General features: G+C 71.6%; 13 protein-coding genes. 12 read left to right on the top strand and 1 reads right to left on the bottom strand.

Annotation, left to right across the window (positions count from 1 at the left end):
- Nucleotides 1–17: 17 nt before the first annotated feature.
- From ACTWJ8_RS09075 to ACTWJ8_RS09050, 6 genes are all read left to right on the top strand, one after another.
- The gene (locus ACTWJ8_RS09075) at nt 18–899 is read left to right on the top strand and encodes a Pro-rich N-terminal domain-containing protein (protein WP_356385699.1); all 882 of its coding nucleotides are present in this window, start codon (nt 18–20) and stop codon (nt 897–899) included.
- A 1,121-nt stretch (nt 900–2,020) separates the two neighbouring features.
- A complete protein-coding gene (locus tag ACTWJ8_RS09070; RefSeq protein ID WP_356385696.1) occupies nt 2,021–3,130 on the top strand; it encodes an aminopeptidase P family protein in 1,110 nt (369 codons plus the stop codon).
- 61 nt (nt 3,131–3,191) lie between these two features.
- Nucleotides 3,192–3,758, top strand: a complete 567-nt coding sequence (efp, locus tag ACTWJ8_RS09065; RefSeq protein WP_356385693.1) for an elongation factor P — start codon at nt 3,192–3,194, stop codon at nt 3,756–3,758.
- 2 nt (nt 3,759–3,760) lie between these two features.
- The gene (gene nusB, locus ACTWJ8_RS09060) at nt 3,761–4,195 is read left to right on the top strand and encodes a transcription antitermination factor NusB (protein WP_356385690.1); all 435 of its coding nucleotides are present in this window, start codon (nt 3,761–3,763) and stop codon (nt 4,193–4,195) included.
- A gap of 112 nt (nt 4,196–4,307) precedes the next feature.
- Nucleotides 4,308–5,831 (top strand): MFS transporter, encoded by a 1,524-nt coding sequence (locus ACTWJ8_RS09055; protein WP_356385687.1) that lies wholly within the window; start codon nt 4,308–4,310, stop codon nt 5,829–5,831.
- Nucleotides 5,828–7,279: a pyridoxal phosphate-dependent decarboxylase family protein gene (locus ACTWJ8_RS09050; RefSeq protein ID WP_443263538.1), complete on the top strand. Its 1,452-nt coding sequence runs from the start codon at nt 5,828–5,830 to the stop codon at nt 7,277–7,279. The genes ACTWJ8_RS09055 and ACTWJ8_RS09050 overlap by 4 nt, the downstream gene beginning before the upstream one ends.
- 91 nt (nt 7,280–7,370) lie before the next feature.
- On the opposite strand, the gene bldD is transcribed toward ACTWJ8_RS09050, so the two are convergent.
- Nucleotides 7,371–7,871, bottom strand: a complete 501-nt coding sequence (bldD, locus tag ACTWJ8_RS09045) for a transcriptional regulator BldD (RefSeq protein WP_266721805.1) — start codon at nt 7,869–7,871, stop codon at nt 7,371–7,373.
- Between the two features lie 266 nt (nt 7,872–8,137).
- Between bldD and pyrR the strand changes: the two genes are divergently transcribed.
- From pyrR to carB, 6 genes are all read left to right on the top strand, one after another.
- A complete protein-coding gene (pyrR, locus tag ACTWJ8_RS09040) occupies nt 8,138–8,710 on the top strand; it encodes a bifunctional pyr operon transcriptional regulator/uracil phosphoribosyltransferase PyrR (RefSeq protein ID WP_356385681.1) in 573 nt (190 codons plus the stop codon).
- Nucleotides 8,711–8,814: 104 nt separating this feature from the next.
- Complete coding sequence (locus ACTWJ8_RS09035) at nt 8,815–9,795, top strand: aspartate carbamoyltransferase catalytic subunit (protein ID WP_356385679.1); 981 nt, start codon at nt 8,815–8,817, stop codon at nt 9,793–9,795.
- A 2-nt stretch (nt 9,796–9,797) separates the two neighbouring features.
- Nucleotides 9,798–11,087 (top strand): dihydroorotase, encoded by a 1,290-nt coding sequence (locus ACTWJ8_RS09030; RefSeq protein WP_443263537.1) that lies wholly within the window; start codon nt 9,798–9,800, stop codon nt 11,085–11,087.
- The gene (locus ACTWJ8_RS09025; protein WP_356385674.1) at nt 11,084–11,647 is read left to right on the top strand and encodes a PH-like domain-containing protein; all 564 of its coding nucleotides are present in this window, start codon (nt 11,084–11,086) and stop codon (nt 11,645–11,647) included. The genes ACTWJ8_RS09030 and ACTWJ8_RS09025 overlap by 4 nt, the downstream gene beginning before the upstream one ends.
- Nucleotides 11,644–12,786, top strand: a complete 1,143-nt coding sequence (carA, locus tag ACTWJ8_RS09020; protein ID WP_356385671.1) for a glutamine-hydrolyzing carbamoyl-phosphate synthase small subunit — start codon at nt 11,644–11,646, stop codon at nt 12,784–12,786. The genes ACTWJ8_RS09025 and carA overlap by 4 nt, the downstream gene beginning before the upstream one ends.
- Nucleotides 12,779–16,087 (top strand): carbamoyl-phosphate synthase large subunit, encoded by a 3,309-nt coding sequence (carB, locus tag ACTWJ8_RS09015; protein ID WP_356385668.1) that lies wholly within the window; start codon nt 12,779–12,781, stop codon nt 16,085–16,087. Before carA ends, carB begins: the two co-directional genes overlap by 8 nt.
- Nucleotides 16,088–16,146 lie beyond the last annotated feature (59 nt).

Raw genomic sequence — 16,146 nt, 5'->3', positions numbered from 1 at the left:
AGATGGAGTGGCACCGGATGCAGCATGCTGGGGGATCTCCGCTGCCGCCGCCCCACAGGCCGGGGCACGCGCAGGCCGGACCCTCGCCGCAGGCGAGCCACGCGCAGCAGCCGCCGCACATGCCGCCCGGGTTCACCGGGGCGCCGCCGCAGCATCCGCCGGCCCAGCCGCCGCACATCCAGGCGCCGCAGGCCCCCGCGCCGCCTCCGCCGCAGCCGCCGCGGGCCTCGCATCCGCAGCCGCAGCAGCCGCGCGAGAACACGGGGCACCTGCCGCTGCCGCCCGGCGCACCCGTCGCCGTGCCGAGCCCGCCGCCCGCGCAGGCGCCCGCCGATCCGACGTCGACGACGCTCGCCGTGCTGCTCATCGGGCCCGCGGGCGCGGGCAAGACGAGCGTCGCCAAGCACTGGGCGGAGAGCCGTCGCGTTCCGACGGCGCACATCAGCCTCGACGACGTACGGGAATGGGTCCGCTCGGGCTTCGCCGACCCCCAGTCGGGGTGGAACGACAACAGCGAGGCGCAGTATCGGTTGGCCCGCCGCACCTGCGGGTTCGCGGCCCGGAACTTCCTGGCGAATGGAATCTCCTGCATCCTCGACGACGCGGTGTTCCCCGACCGGCCCGTGGTGGGCCTGGGCGGCTGGAAGCGGCACGTGGGGCCTGGGCTTCTTCCGGTCGTCCTCCTTCCCGGCCTGGAGATCGTCCTGGAGCGCAACGCGCGGCGCAGCGGCAATCGCCGCCTCACCGACGAGGAGGTCGCCCGCATCCACGGCCGCATGGCCGGCTGGTACGGCTCGGGCCTCCCGATCATCGACAACTCCCAGCTGGACGTGCGGGGTACGGCGCAGGTCCTGGACGAGGTCCTGTCCCGGGCGATCACGAGCCCGCCGAAGTGGTGAGGGCGGGGTAGCGGGGGCGTTACGGGTGGCCGGGCGACCTGGCCCCGGGAGCCGGACCCGGACGGCCTGGGCCGGGTGCCGGGTGCCGGGTGCCGGGGTGCCGGGTGGCTGGGGCGGATGGCCGCGGTGCCGGGTGGCTGGGGGGTGAGGTTGCCCGGCGGGCGGTTCCAGGGAGCGGTTCCGGCGGGGCCTGAGTGGCAGCCGGCCATCCGAGGGCTACGGCCCCCGGCTCAACGTCTGCTTCCCTCCCCTTCGGGGCCCGCCCATCTCCCACCCTCCCGCCCCCTCCGGGGGCTTCGCCCCGATGGGGTTGCGCGGGGTGCGAGCGGAGCGTGCCGCCTGCGCAACCGGGCCGTCGAGCGACCGCCCCTTCCAGGTCCTGCCGGGTGGGCGCGGCACGTGTGTCGGTCAGGCCTACGGTTCCCCGGCTCGCCCCGTCGGCTTGTGTCGGCCGCGAGCGGGTCCGGCCGCCGGCGAACCGGCCCGCCGAACGACGGTGCCTCGGCGTGGCGGGGCCGGTTCCTTCACTTGTCTCCCACCCTCCCGCCCCCTCCGGGGGCTTCGCACCGATGAGGTTGCGCCGGGCGTGAGTGGAAGCCGTCGCCTGCGCACCGGCCCACCGTGGGAACGGGCTTGCGTTGCGCCGAGCCCGAGGGGACAGCGCCGGGCCTGTGCAGTCCTGCGGCCAATCTTCCACCCGCCCCCCAACGGGGCTCGCCGCGTGTGAGTTGCCACCGCCGGTTACGGACAACGCCCGCTGGTCCGTGGAGCCTCAATCTTCCCGCCTACCTGCAGACCTGGTTGCGTCGGCAGATGGCCACGCTCGCCGGAGGGGGCGGGCGGGTGGGAGGTGAGCGGCGGAGGCGCAGTCCGGGGTGGGCGGGCCCCGGTCGCGTCGCGGTCGGCGACGGCCCCGCCCCCGACCCCGTACCACCCAATCCGTACCCCGGCCCGCCCCACCTGCCTCACCCGCACCCCGTACCACCCCACCTGCACCCCGGCCCCGGCCCACTTCACCCACACCCCCGGCCCACCTCACCCACCCCACCCGCCCCCGGAGGGGCACCCCATCCGGACGCGCTGGACCGGCCCCCCGCCGGAGGCGCTCGTACGCTCGGGACATGGCAGAGGTGTACGCGGCCCGACGGGACCGGCTCAGAGAGCGCGCGATGGCTGGCGGCAGCGCGGCCGCCCTCGTCTCGCGCCCCGCCAACGTCCGCTACCTGGCGGGAACGGCCCCCCACGGCGCCGTACTCCTCCTGGGCAGGGGCGACGACGACCTCCTCCTGTGCGCGCGAGCGCCCAGCGGGGAACCCGCCGACGGCCGCCCCGACGAGGCCCTGCGCGTCCAGGTCCTCGACGGCCCCGCGGGCGACCCCGCCGTCGCCGCGGCCGACCTGGCCACCGCCCGCGGCGCCGACTCCCTCGCCGTCGAGGAGCACCACCTGACCGTGGCCCGGCACCGCGCGATCGACTCCGTCGCCCCCGGCCTCCGCCTCACCGACCTCAACGGCGGCGTCGAACAGCTCCGTCTCGTCAAGGACGAGGACGAGATCTCCTGCCTGCGCATCGCTGCGGAGATCGCCGACCAGGCCCTCGGTGAACTCCTCGAGTCGATCCTCGTGGGCCGCACGGAACGCCACCTCGCCCTCGAACTGGAACGTCGACTTGTCGACCACGGCGCCGACGGACCCGCCTTCCCCACCTCCGTGGGCACCGGACCGAACTCCGGCCGCCTCGCCCACCGCCCCACCGACCGCCGCGTGGAGGAGGGCGACTTCCTCTCCGTGTGCCTGGGCGCCGCGTACCGCGGCTACCGCTGCGAGATCGGCCGTACGTTCGTCATCGGCACCTCGCCCGCCGACTGGCAGATCGAGCTGTACGAACTGGTCTTCGCCGCGCAACGGGCCGGCCGCGAAAGCCTCGCCCCCGGCGTCGAGTGCCGCGAGGCGGACAGGGCCGCCCGGCACGTGCTCGACGCGGCAGGGTATGGTGACGGGCTCGCACCGCTGACCGGACACGGTGTGGGACTCGAAATCGACGAGGACCCGCAGTTGGCCCCCGCAGCCATGGGTAAACTGGACACTTGTGTGCCGGTCACCGTCGAGCCGGGGGTCCACCTCCCGGGTCGGGGCGGGGTCCGGATCGATGACACGCTCGTCGTCCGCCCCGAAGCGGACGGCGGACCAGAGCTACTCACCATCACGACCAAGGAGCTGCTCGCGCTGTAGCCCGTAAGGCTGCTCGCGTGCCCCCGGGGTCGTCCACGTCAGTCCAGGAGATTCCGCAACCGTGGCTTCCACGAACGACCTCAAGAACGGCATGGTGCTCAAGCTCGAAGGCGGCCAGCTGTGGTCCGTCGTCGAGTTCCAGCACGTCAAGCCCGGCAAGGGCCCGGCCTTCGTGCGCACCAAGCTCAAGAACGTGCTCTCCGGCAAGGTCGTCGACAAGACGTTCAACGCCGGCGTCAAGGTCGACACGGCCACCGTTGACAAGCGCGACATGCAGTTCTCGTACATGGACGGCGACTACTTCGTCTTCATGGACATGGAGACGTACGACCAGCTGCACGTCGACAAGAAGGCCGTCGGCGACGCCGCCAACTTCCTGATCGAGGGCTTCGAGGCCACGGTCGCCCAGCACGAGGGCGAGGTGCTCTTCGTCGAGCTGCCGGCCGCCGTCGAGCTGGTCATCAAGGAGACCGAGCCGGGCGTCCAGGGCGACCGCTCCACCGGTGGCACCAAGCCCGCCATCCTGGAGACCGGCCACCAGATCCAGGTGCCGCTCTTCGTCACGCAGGGCGAGAAGATCAAGGTCGACACCCGCTCCAGCGACTACCTCGGCCGGGTGAACAGCTAACCGTGGCTGCCCGTAACACGGCCCGCAAGCGCGCCTTTCAGATCCTCTTCGAGGCCGACCAGCGCGGCGCCGACGTCCTGACGGTCCTCGCGGACTGGATCCGGCACTCCCGCAGTGACACGCGGCAGCCGCCGGTCAGCGAGTACACGATGGAGCTGGTCGAGGGGTACGCCAAGCAGGCGTCCCGGATCGACGAGCTCATCTCGCAGTACGCCGTCGGGTGGACCCTGGACCGGATGCCGGTCGTCGACCGCAACATCGTGCGGATCGGCGCCTATGAGCTGGTCTGGGTCGACGGGACCCCGGACGCCGTGGTGCTCGACGAGGCCGTTTCGCTGGCCAAGGAGTTCTCCACCGACGAGTCTCCGGCGTTCATCAACGGACTTCTGGGTCGCTTCAAGGACCTGAAGTCGACCCTGCGCCGCGACGAGGCCTGAGCCCCGGTCGCGACGCGGAGGACAGCACCGTTCCGGAGGCCCGGAGCAGAACATGAACAATGTTCTGCTCCGGGCCTGGTGCGTTCCCTGGGATCTTCACTAGGTTCTGGCCATGTCACCGACAGGCCCGGACTCCCGCCCCGCTGCCCCCGCGCTTCCCGCGCGTGTGCGCGTCGGCTACGGGCTCGGCTCCCTCGCCACCGGTACCTTCGGCACGGTTCCCGGCCTGTTGCTGCTGTACTACCTCACCGACGTGCTGGGCGTCGGCGCGGGCCTCGCCGGGTTCCTCGTCTTTCTGCCCAAGGCGTGGGACGTGCTGTTCAATCCGTGGGTCGGGGCCCGCTCCGACCGCAGCACCCGCGCACGGCTCGGGCCGCGCCGCTCCTGGATGCTGCTCGGCGCCCTCACCCTGCCGGTCTGCTTCGCAGGCATGTTCGCCGCGCCCGCGGGCCTCGCCGGCGGTCCCGCCGCGGCGTACGTCGCCGTGCTCTTCCTGCTCAGCGCCTCCGCCTACGCCTGCTTCCAGGTGCCCTACGTCGCACTGCCCGCCGAGCTCACCGGCGATCCGGACGAACGGGCCCGCGTCATGGCCTGGCGCGTCGCCTTCCTCGGCGTCGCCATCCTGCTGTCCGGCTCCCTCGCGCCGGTCCTCGCGGGGGCCACGGGTGACGACCGGGGGAGCGCGGGCGGCTACCGGCTGATGGGCGTCGCGATCGGCGCCCTGCTCGCCGTGGGCATGCTGGCGGCGGTCCTCGCCACGGCGGGCGCGCCCGGAACCGCGCCGCGAACCCGGGGCGTCATACGTACAACGCGCCGGGCCGCTGCGGCCGCGTCGGACGTCATACGTAAAACGCCCGCGACCTCATCTGCCACACCCGACGTCATACGTACAACCACCGAGAGCAGCCTGCGGGCGCAGTTGCGGGCCGCGTGGGGGCACGCGCCCTTCTGGTGGCTGTTCGGCGCGTACGTCGTGCAGGCCGCCGCGTCCGGCCTGATGCTCGCCGGCACCCAGTACTTCGCGACGTACATCCTCGACCGGCCGAGCGCCACCACCGTCCTCTTCGCCTGCCTCATCGTTCCCTCGCTCCTCGCGATGCCGCTGTGGCTGGCCGTGGGACGCCGCGTCGGCAAGCGGAACGCCGCGCTCGCGGCCTCCGTGTGCTTCCTGCTCGGCGCGGTCGGCGCGGCGGCGGGCCGCGCGCTGCCGACCGTGGCGGTCTACGCCGCCGTGGCCCTCGCGGGCGTCGGCTACGCGGGCATGCAGATGCTGCCGCTCGCGATGCTCGGCGACGCCATCGCCGCCGACGCCTGCACCGGCCGGAGGCGCAGCAGAGCCGGGGTCTTCACCGGCCTGTGGACCGCGGGCGAGACGCTCGGACTCGCCCTGGGGCCCGGCCTGTTCGGCCTCGTCCTCGCCGTCGGCGGGTTCGTGTCGTCCGACGCCACCGACCGCGTCGCCCAGCCCGAATCGGCGCTCACCGCGATCGTCGTCGGCTTCGGCGTGCTGCCCGCCCTGCTGCTCGTCCTCAGCCTCCCGCTGCTGGCCAGGTACCGCCTCACCGAGGCCGCCCTGGTCCGTATGCGCACCGATGCCGAACAAGCGCCCACTCAGCGAGACGAGGAGTCCGCATGACGACCGACGACCCGATCCTGGCGCGGCTCGCCGCGCTGCGCGCCGGTGATCTGCCCGTGCACGGCGGCCGCACCATGGCGTACGTCTACGACTCCGGGCTCGAGGGGCTCGACGAGCTGGCGAACGCCGCGCAGGCCGCGTTCGCCGGGGTCAACGGGCTCGACATGACCGCCTTCCCGAGCGTCGTCGAGCTGGAGAACGACCTGGTGCGGCGCGCCACCGCGCTGCTCGGCGGCAGCGCGGGCACGTTCACCAGCGGCGGCACCGAGAGCTGTCTGCTCGCCGTCCTGACCGCGCGCCAGTACGCCCGCAAGGAACGCGGGGTGACCGAGCCCGAGCTGGTGCTCCCGGAGACCGCGCACGCCGCCTTCCACAAGGCCGCCGACCTCTTCGGCCTGCGCGTGGTGAGCGTCCCCGTCGACCCCGACACCTTCAAGGCGCGCCCCGCGGACATGGCGGCGGCGATCACCGAACGCACCGCCCTGGTCGTCGTCTCCGCCCCTTCGTACGCACACGGCGTGATCGACCCGGTCGCCGAGGTGGCGCGTGAGGCGGAGCGGCGCGGGGTGCCGTGTCACGTCGACGCGTGCATCGGCGGCTGGTACCTGGGGCATCTGCGGATCGCGGCGAAGGAGCTCCAGGACGGCGAGGGCGCACCGCACGTACCGGAGTTCGACCTGACCGTCCCCGGCGTGACGTCCCTCTCCGTCGACCTGCACAAGTACGCGTACACCGCGAAGGGCGCCTCGCTGCTGCTCTTCCGCGACGCGGGCCTGCGCCGCCACGGCTGGTTCGCGCACGCCGCCTGGCCCGGCTACCCCGTCGTGAACTCCACGCTCCAGGGCACCAAGTCGGCCGGACCCCTCGCGGCGGCCTGGGCGGTGACGGAGCGCGTCGGGGCGGAAGGTTACGCGGTGCTGTCGACGCGCGTACACCGGACGACTCGCGCGCTCGCCGAGGGTGTCGAGCGGATCGCGGGGCTGCGGCTCGCCGCGCGGCCCGAGGCGTCGCTCGTGGCGGTGGCCTCCGACGACCCGGACATCGATGTCTTCGTGGTGGCGGACGAGATGCGGGGGAGCGGCTGGTATCTGCAACCGCAGCCGGCGTTCGGCGCCTCACCGGCCACCCTGCATCTCACGGTGACGGCGGCCGTGGCGGACGAGGAGACGGTACGGCTGCTGCTCGCGGAGCTGGAGAAGGCTGTGGCGCGGGCCCGTGAGCTGGGGCCCGTCCGGGTGGACCCGGAGGTCGTGGAGGCCGCCGCCACGCTCGATCCGGAGGCGCTGACCTCGGAGGAGGTCGAGCTGGCGCTCGCGCTCGCCGGGGTGGGGGAGGGCGGCCGGCTGCCGGAGCGGATGGCGCCCGTGCTCGCGGTGCTCCAGGCGCTGCCTCCGAGGCTGAGCGCCCGTCTGCTGCCCGAGGTCATCGGCCGCCTGTACCGGGTCTGAGCGGCGGCGCGGCCCCGGGAACGCCTGAGGGGGCGGAGCCGTGCGGCTCCGCCCCCTCAGGGCTGTGACGTTTCTGCGGTGCGCGTCCGGATCAGACGTCGTCGTGCGCCACGGCGCGGCGCGCGTCCGCGTCGAGCACGCCCCAGCTGATCAGCTGCTCGGTCAGGACCGAGGGCGACTGGTCGTAGATGACGGCGAGGGTGCGCAGGTCGTCCTGGCGGATCGACAGCACCTTGCCGTTGTAGTCACCGCGCTGCGACTGGATCGTGGCGGCGTAGCGCTGGAGCGGGCCCGCCTTCTCCGGCGGCACGTGGGCAAGGCGCTCCAGGTCGAGGCGCAGCTTCGGCGGCGGCTCGGCGGCGCCACCCGGGGTGGTGCCCGGCAGCAGCTCCTGCACCGGCACGCCGTAGAAGTCCGCCAGTTCGGCGAGGCGCTGCACGGTCACGGCACGGTCGCCGCGCTCGTACGACCCCACGACGACCGCCTTCCAGCGTCCCTGGGACTTCTCCTCGACACCGTGAAGGGAAAGGCCCTGCTGGGTACGGATCGCGCGGAGCTTGGCCCCGAGCTGTTTGGCGTATTCGCTGGACATATAGCTCCCCGGACACTGCATCACTAAGCGGCTGCGCCGCGTGGCTGTAACTCACTGTGAGGTTACGCAGCGTTACTTGGCCGCGTCAAGCCGAATGGTCCGTACCGACCTTCTCGTGAATTCCGGGGTCTCGCACCTCCAGAAGTCCGCGGGGCGTACCCCCAGGCGGGTGATCAGCGACGTTGTGAGGGCTGGTAGAGTTGACGACGCAAATTCGACGTCCTTTAAGGTCCGTCCCGTGAGGCGGAGAAGGAGGTCCGTTTCGTATGGACACGCAGCATTCCGATGCTCGGCCGGTGCTCGAAGGCCCTGACATCGCGCGGGTACTGACCCGTATCGCCCACGAGATCGTCGAGCGCGCCAAGGGCGCCGAGGACGTGGTCCTCCTGGGCATTCCCACGCGGGGCGTCTTCCTCGCCCGCCGCCTGGCCGAGAAGCTCGAAGAGATCACCGGCCGCGCCATCCCCGTCGGCTCGCTCGACATCACGATGTACCGCGACGACCTGCGCATGCACCCGCCGCGCGCGCTCGCCCGCACCGAGATCCCCGGTGACGGCATCGACGGCCGGCTCGTCGTCCTCGTCGACGACGTGCTCTTCTCCGGGCGCACCATCCGCGCCGCCCTCGACGCCCTGAACGACATCGGGCGCCCGCGTGCCGTGCAGCTCGCGGTCCTCGTCGACCGCGGCCACCGCGAACTCCCCATCCGTGCCGACTACGTCGGCAAGAACCTCCCCACGTCGCTGCGGGAGACGGTCAAGGTCCAGCTCGCCGAGGAGGACGGCCGCGACGCCGTGCTGCTCGGTGCCAAGCCGGACACCAAGGCGGCCGAGCAGTAGCACCCCTTCCCGCCGTACGCACGCACGCGCGTACGGCCCGAAAGGTGTGCCCTCGCGCGCTCGTATGTCCTGAATCTCCTGAACTGCCTTACGGAGCACCCCAGATGATGCGACACCTCATCTCGGCCGCCGACCTCTCCCGCGACGATGCCGTGCTCATCCTCGACACCGCCGAGGAGATGGCCCGCGTCGCCGACCGGCCCATCAAGAAGCTGCCCGCGCTGCGCGGCCGCACGATCTGCAACCTGTTCTTCGAGGACTCCACGCGCACCCGGATCTCCTTCGAGGCCGCCGAGAAGCGCCTGTCCGCCGACGTCATCAACTTCGCCGCCAAGGGGTCGAGCGTCTCCAAGGGCGAGTCCCTGAAGGACACCGCCCAGACCCTCGAGGCCATGGGCGTCGACGCCGTCGTCATCCGGCACGGCGCGTCCGGCGCCCCGTACCGGCTCGCGAACTCCGGCTGGATCGACGCGCCCGTCATCAACGCGGGCGACGGCACCCACCAGCACCCCACGCAGGCGCTGCTCGACGCCTTCACCATGCGCCGCCGCCTCGTGGGCCCCGACGCCGGCATCGGCCAGGGCCTCGACGGCAAGCGCGTCACGATCGTCGGCGACGTCCTGCACAGCCGCGTCGCCCGCTCGAACGTCGACCTGCTGCACACGCTCGGCGCCGAGGTCACCGTCGTCGCGCCGCCCACCCTGGTCCCGGTCGGCGTCGAGACATGGCCCTGCGAGGTCTCGTACGACCTCGACTCGACGCTCACCAAGTCCGATGCCGTGATGATGCTGCGCGTCCAGCGCGAGCGCATGAACGCCGCGTTCTTCCCGACCGAGCGCGAGTACAGCCGCCGCTACGGCCTCGACGGCGACCGCATGGCGAAGATGCCGGAGCACTCCATCGTGATGCACCCAGGGCCGATGGTCCGCGGCATGGAGATCACCGCAGAGGTCGCCGACTCCGACCGCTGCACGGTCATCGAGCAGGTCGCCAACGGCGTGCACACGCGGATGGCCGTCCTGTACCTGCTGCTCGGCGGCAACGAGCCCGCCGTGTCCCACTCTCGTACCGAGGAGACGAAGTAATCATGAGCAAGACCCTGATCCGTGGTGCGAAGGTGCTGGGCGGCGAGCCGCAGGACGTCCTGATCGACGGCGGCGTCATCGCCGAGGTCGGCACAGGGCTCTCCGCCGACGGCGTCGAGACCGTCGTCGAGGCCGAGGGCAAGGTCCTCCTGCCGGGCCTCGTCGACCTGCACACCCACCTCCGGGAGCCCGGCCGCGAGGACTCCGAGACCGTCCTCACCGGTACGCAGGCGGCCGCCTCCGGTGGCTACACGAACGTGTTCGCGATGGCCAACACGTTCCCCGTCGCCGACACCGCCGGCGTCGTCGAGCAGGTCTACCGGCTCGGCCAGGAGCACGGCTACTGCGACGTGCAGCCCATCGGCGCCGTCACCGTCGGCCTTGAGGGCGAGAAGCTCGCCGAGCTCGGCGCCATGCACGAGTCCGCCGCCGGCGTCACCGTCTTCTCCGACGACGGCAAGTGCGTCCACGACGCCGTGATCATGCGCCGCGCCCTGGAGTACGTGAAGGCCTTCGGTGGCGTCGTCGCCCAGCACGCCCAGGAGCCCCGCCTCACCGAGGGCGCCCAGATGAACGAGGGCACCGTCTCCGCGGAGCTGGGCCTCGGCGGCTGGCCCGCCGTCGCCGAGGAGTCGATCATCGCCCGCGACGTGCTGCTCGCCGAGCACGTCGGCTCCCGCGTCCACATCTGCCACCTGTCGACCGCCGGCTCCGTCGAGATCGTCCGCTGGGCCAAGTCCCGCGGCATCGACGTGACCGCCGAGGTCACCCCGCACCACCTGCTCCTCACCGACGAGCTGGTCCGCTCGTACAACCCGGTCTACAAGGTCAACCCGCCGCTCCGCACGGAGAAGGACGTGATGGCCCTGCGCGAGGCGCTGGCCGACGGCACGATCGACATCGTCGCCACCGACCACGCCCCGCACCCGCACGAGGACAAGGACTGCGAGTGGGCCGCCGCCGCCATGGGCATGGTCGGCCTGGAGACCGCGCTCAGCGTCGTGCAGCAGACCATGGTCGAGACCGGCCTGCTCGACTGGGCGGGCGTCGCCGACCGGATGTCCGTCAAGCCCGCCGAGATCGGGCAGGCCAAGGGCCACGGACGCCCCGTCTCGGCTGGTGAGCCCGCGAACCTCGTTCTGGTCGACGCCGACTACCGTGGGGACGTGGACCCCGCGGGCTTCGCCTCCCGCAGCCGCAACACCCCGTACGAGGGCCGTGAGCTGCCGGGGCGCGTCACCCACACCTGGCTGCGGGGCAAGGCCACCCTCGCCGACGGGAAGCTCGCGTGACCTCACTGCTCTACCTCGCCGCCGAACAGAAGTCGGCGGACGTGACGGACTGGCCCGACAGGATCGGCTGGATCGTCGGACTGCTGCTCTTCATCGCGCTCGTCTACTGGCTGATGCGCCAGGGCTGGAAGTGGCGCGGCACCCTCCAGGGCGACCTGCCGGAGCTGCCCACCGCGCCGAGCGAGCAGGGCCCGGCGAAACTGGAGCTGAGCGGTCGCTACCACGGCTCCACCAGCGCCGGGCAGTGGCTCGACCGCATCGTGGCGCACGGCCTCGGCACCCGCAGCCGCGTCGAGCTGACGCTCACCGACGCGGGACTGGACGTCGTACGCCCCGGAGCGAGCGACTTCTTCGTGCCCGCGGCCGCGCTGCGCGAGGCCCGGCTCGAGAAGGGCATCGCCGGCAAGGTCCTCACCGAGGGCGGCCTGCTCGTCGTCACCTGGGAACACGGCGACAAGCTGATCGACTCCGGGTTCCGCGCCGACCACGCCGCCGACCAGGGCGCCTGGGTCACCACCATCAACGACATGATCAACACGACGGAAGGCACCGCACGATGACCACCTCCACCAGGGGAACCGCGAACGTTCCCGCCGTGCTCGTCCTGGAGGACGGCCGGGTGTTCCGCGGCCGCGCCTACGGGGCCGTGGGGGAGACCTTCGGCGAGGCCGTGTTCTCCACCGGCATGACCGGCTACCAGGAGACCCTCACCGACCCGTCGTACGACCGCCAGATCGTCGTCGCGACTGCCCCGCAGATCGGCAACACGGGCTGGAACGACGAGGACGACGAGTCCGGTCGCATCTGGGTCTCCGGCTACGTCGTGCGCGACCCCGCGCGCGTACCGTCCAACTGGCGTGCCAAGCGCAGCCTGGACGACGAGCTGGTCGCGCAGAACGTCGTCGGCATCTCCGGCATCGACACCCGCGCCCTCACCCGCCACCTGCGCGAGCGCGGCTCCATGCGCTCCGGCATCTTCTCCGGCGAGACGCTGGCCACCGACGCCGAGCTCGTCGAGAAGGTCAAGGCGCAGCCTCAGATGAAGGGCGCCTCCCTCTACGAGGAGGTCGCCACCAAGGAGGCGTACGTCGTCCCGGCGATCGGCGAGAAGAAGTTCACCGTCGCCGCCGTCGACCTCGGCATCAAGGGCATGACCCCGCACCGGATGGCCGAGCGCGGCATCGAGGTGCACGTCCTGCCGGCGACTGCGACCCCTGAGGACGTGTACGCCGTGAATCCCGACGGCGTGTTCTTCTCCAACGGCCCGGGCGACCCGGCCACCGCCGAAGGACCGGTCGCGCTGATGACCGCCGTCCTGGAGCGCAGGACGCCGCTGTTCGGCATCTGCTTCGGCAACCAGATCCTCGGCCGCGCCCTCGGCTTCGGCACCTTCAAGCTGAAGTACGGCCACCGCGGCATCAACCAGCCGGTGCAGGACCGCACCACCGGCAAGGTCGAGGTCACCGCCCACAACCACGGCTTCGCCGTGGACGCGCCGCTGGACAAGGTGAGCGACACCAAGTTCGGCCGCGCCGAGGTCTCCCACGTGTGCCTCAACGACAACGTCGTGGAGGGGCTCCAGCTGCTCGACCAGCCGGGCTTCTCCGTCCAGTACCACCCCGAGGCGGCGGCCGGTCCGCACGACGCCGCGTACCTGTTCGACCGCTTCGTGTCCCTGATGGAGTCCGCCCGTGCCTAAGCGCAACGACCTGAAGTCCGTCCTCGTCATCGGCTCGGGCCCGATCGTCATCGGCCAGGCCGCGGAGTTCGACTACTCCGGCACCCAGGCCTGCCGGGTGCTGAAGAAGGAGGGCCTGCGGGTCATCCTCGTCAACTCCAACCCGGCGACGATCATGACCGACCCGGAGATCGCCGACGCCACGTACGTCGAGCCGATCACCCCCGAGTTCGTCGAGAAGATCATCGCCAAGGAGCGCCCCGACGCGCTCCTGCCCACCCTCGGTGGCCAGACCGCGCTCAACACCGCGATCTCCATGCACGAGCAGGGCGTCCTCGAGAAGTACGGCGTCGAGCTCATCGGCGCCAACGTCGAGGCGATCAACAAGGGTGAGGACCGCGACCTCTTCAAGGAGGTCGTCGAAGAGGTCAAGAAGAAGATCGGCCACGGCGAGTCCGCCCGCTCGTACATCTGCCACTCCATGGACGACGTCATGAAGGGCGTCGAGGAGCTCGGCGGCTACCCCGTCGTCGTCCGCCCCTCCTTCACCATGGGCGGCGCGGGCTCCGGCTTCGCGCACGACGAGGAGGAGCTGCGCCGCATCGCCGGACAGGGCCTCACGCTCTCGCCGACCACCGAGGTGCTCCTGGAGGAGTCCATCCTCGGCTGGAAGGAGTACGAGCTGGAGCTGATGCGCGACAAGAACGACAACGTCGTGGTCGTCTGCTCCATCGAGAACTTCGACCCCATGGGCGTGCACACCGGTGACTCGATCACCGTCGCCCCGGCGATGACCCTCACCGACCGCGAGTACCAGCGCCTGCGCGACATCGGCATTGCGATCATCCGCGAGGTCGGCGTCGACACCGGCGGCTGCAACATCCAGTTCGCGGTGAACCCCGAAGACGGCCGCATCATCGTCATCGAGATGAACCCGCGCGTCTCCCGGTCCTCCGCGCTCGCCTCCAAGGCCACCGGCTTCCCGATCGCGAAGATCGCCGCCAAGCTGGCCGTCGGCTACACGCTGGACGAGATCCCGAACGACATCACCGAGCAGACCCCGGCCTCCTTCGAGCCGACGCTCGACTACGTCGTCGTCAAGGCCCCGCGCTTCGCCTTCGAGAAGTTCCCGAGCGCCGACGCCACGCTGACCACGACCATGAAGTCGGTCGGCGAGGCCATGGCCATCGGCCGCAACTTCACCGAGGCGTTCCAGAAGGCGCTGCGCTCCCTGGAGAAGGCGGGCTCGCAGTTCTCCTTCGTCGGCGAGACCGGCGACAAGCAGGAGCTCCTGGAGGCCTCGGTCCGCCCGACCGACGGCCGCATCAACACGGTCATGCAGGCGATCCGCGCCGGTGCGACGCCGCAGGAGATCTTCGACTACACGAAGATCGACCCGTGGTTCGTCGACCAGCTCTTCCTCATCAAGGAGGTCGCCGACGAGCTCGCCGCGGCCCCCGAGCTGACCAAGGACCTGATCGCCGAGGCCAAGCGGCACGGCTTCTCCGACCAGCAGATCGCCGAGATCCGCGGACTGCGCCAGGACGTCGTCCGCGAGGTCAGGCACGCCCTCGGCGTCCGCCCGGTCTACAAGACGGTCGACACCTGCGCCGCCGAGTTCGCCGCCAAGACGCCGTACTTCTACTCCTCGTACGACGAGGAGTCCGAGGTCGCGCCGCGCGAGAAGCCCGCCGTGATCATCCTCGGCTCGGGTCCGAACCGCATCGGCCAGGGCATCGAGTTCGACTACTCCTGCGTCCACGCCTCCTTCGCGCTCAGCGACGCCGGCTACGAGACCGTGATGGTCAACTGCAACCCGGAGACGGTCTCCACGGACTACGACACGTCCGACCGCCTCTACTTCGAGCCGCTGACCCTCGAGGACGTCCTGGAGATCGTCCACGCGGAGTCCCTCGCGGGCCCGATCGCGGGCGTCGTCGTCCAGCTCGGCGGCCAGACCCCGCTGGGCCTCGCGCAGGCGCTCAAGGACAACGGCGTGCCCGTCGTCGGCACGCCCCCGGAGGCGATCCACGCCGCCGAGGACCGCGGCGCCTTCGGCCGCGTGCTCGCCGAGGCCGGCCTGCCCGCGCCGAAGCACGGCACCGCCACCACGTTCGCCGAGGCGAAGACGATCGCCGACGAGATCGGCTACCCGGTCCTCGTCCGTCCGTCCTACGTGCTCGGCGGCCGCGGCATGGAGATCGTGTACGACGAGGAGCGCCTCTCCGCGTACATCGAGGAGTCGACCGAGATCAGCCCCTCGCGGCCGGTCCTCGTCGACCGCTTCCTCGACGACGCCATCGAGATCGACGTCGACGCGCTCTACGACGGCGAGGAGCTCTACCTCGGCGGCGTCATGGAGCACATCGAGGAGGCCGGCATCCACTCCGGCGACTCGGCGTGCGCCCTGCCCCCGATCACGCTCGGCGGCTACGACATCAAGCGGCTGCGCGCCTCCACCGAGGGCATCGCCAAGGGCGTCGGCGTGCGCGGCCTGATCAACATCCAGTTCGCGATGGCGGGCGACATCCTGTACGTCCTGGAGGCCAACCCGCGCGCCTCGCGCACGGTCCCCTTCACCTCCAAGGCGACGGCCGTGCCGCTCGCGAAGGCCGCCGCCCGCATCTCGCTGGGCGCCACCATCGCCGAGCTGCGCGCCGAGGGCCTGCTCCCGAAGACCGGCGACGGCGGCACGCTCCCCATGGACGCGCCGATCTCCGTCAAGGAGGCCGTCATGCCGTGGTCGCGCTTCCGCGACATCCACGGCCGCGGCGTCGACACGGTCCTCGGCCCGGAGATGCGCTCCACCGGCGAGGTCATGGGCATCGACTCCGTCTTCGGCACGGCGTACGCCAAGTCGCAGGCGGGTGCCTACGGGCCGCTGCCGACGAAGGGCCGGGCGTTCATCTCCGTCGCCAACCGCGACAAGCGCTCGATGATCTTCCCGGCGCGCGAGCTGGTCGCCCACGGCTTCGAGCTGCTCGCCACGTCCGGCACGGCCGAGGTCCTCAAGCGCAACGGCATCAACGCCACGGTCGTGCGCAAGCAGTCCGAGGGCGAGGGCCCGAACGGCGAGAAGACGATCGTCCAGCTGATCCACTCCGGCGACGTCGACCTCATCGTCAACACCCCGTACGGCACCGGCGGCCGCCTCGACGGCTACGACATCCGTACGGCGGCGGTCTCCCGCTCCGTGCCCTGCCTGACCACGGTCCAGGCGCTCGCGGCGGCCGTCCAGGGCATCGAGGCGCTGGGCCACGGCGACGTGGGCGTGCGCTCCCTGCAGGAGCACGCGGAGCACCTGACCGCGGCCCGCGACTAAGGATCCAGTAGCAGCCCAGGAGGGGGACACCACACCGGTGTCCCCCTCTTCATGAGGCC

Origin of the sequence: Streptomyces sp. SDT5-1, from assembly GCF_052245995.1 — a bacterium.
Classification (GTDB): domain Bacteria; phylum Actinomycetota; class Actinomycetes; order Streptomycetales; family Streptomycetaceae; genus Streptomyces.
The sequence above is the reverse complement of the archived record's forward strand: the minus strand, read 5'-3'. Positions and strand labels throughout refer to the sequence as shown.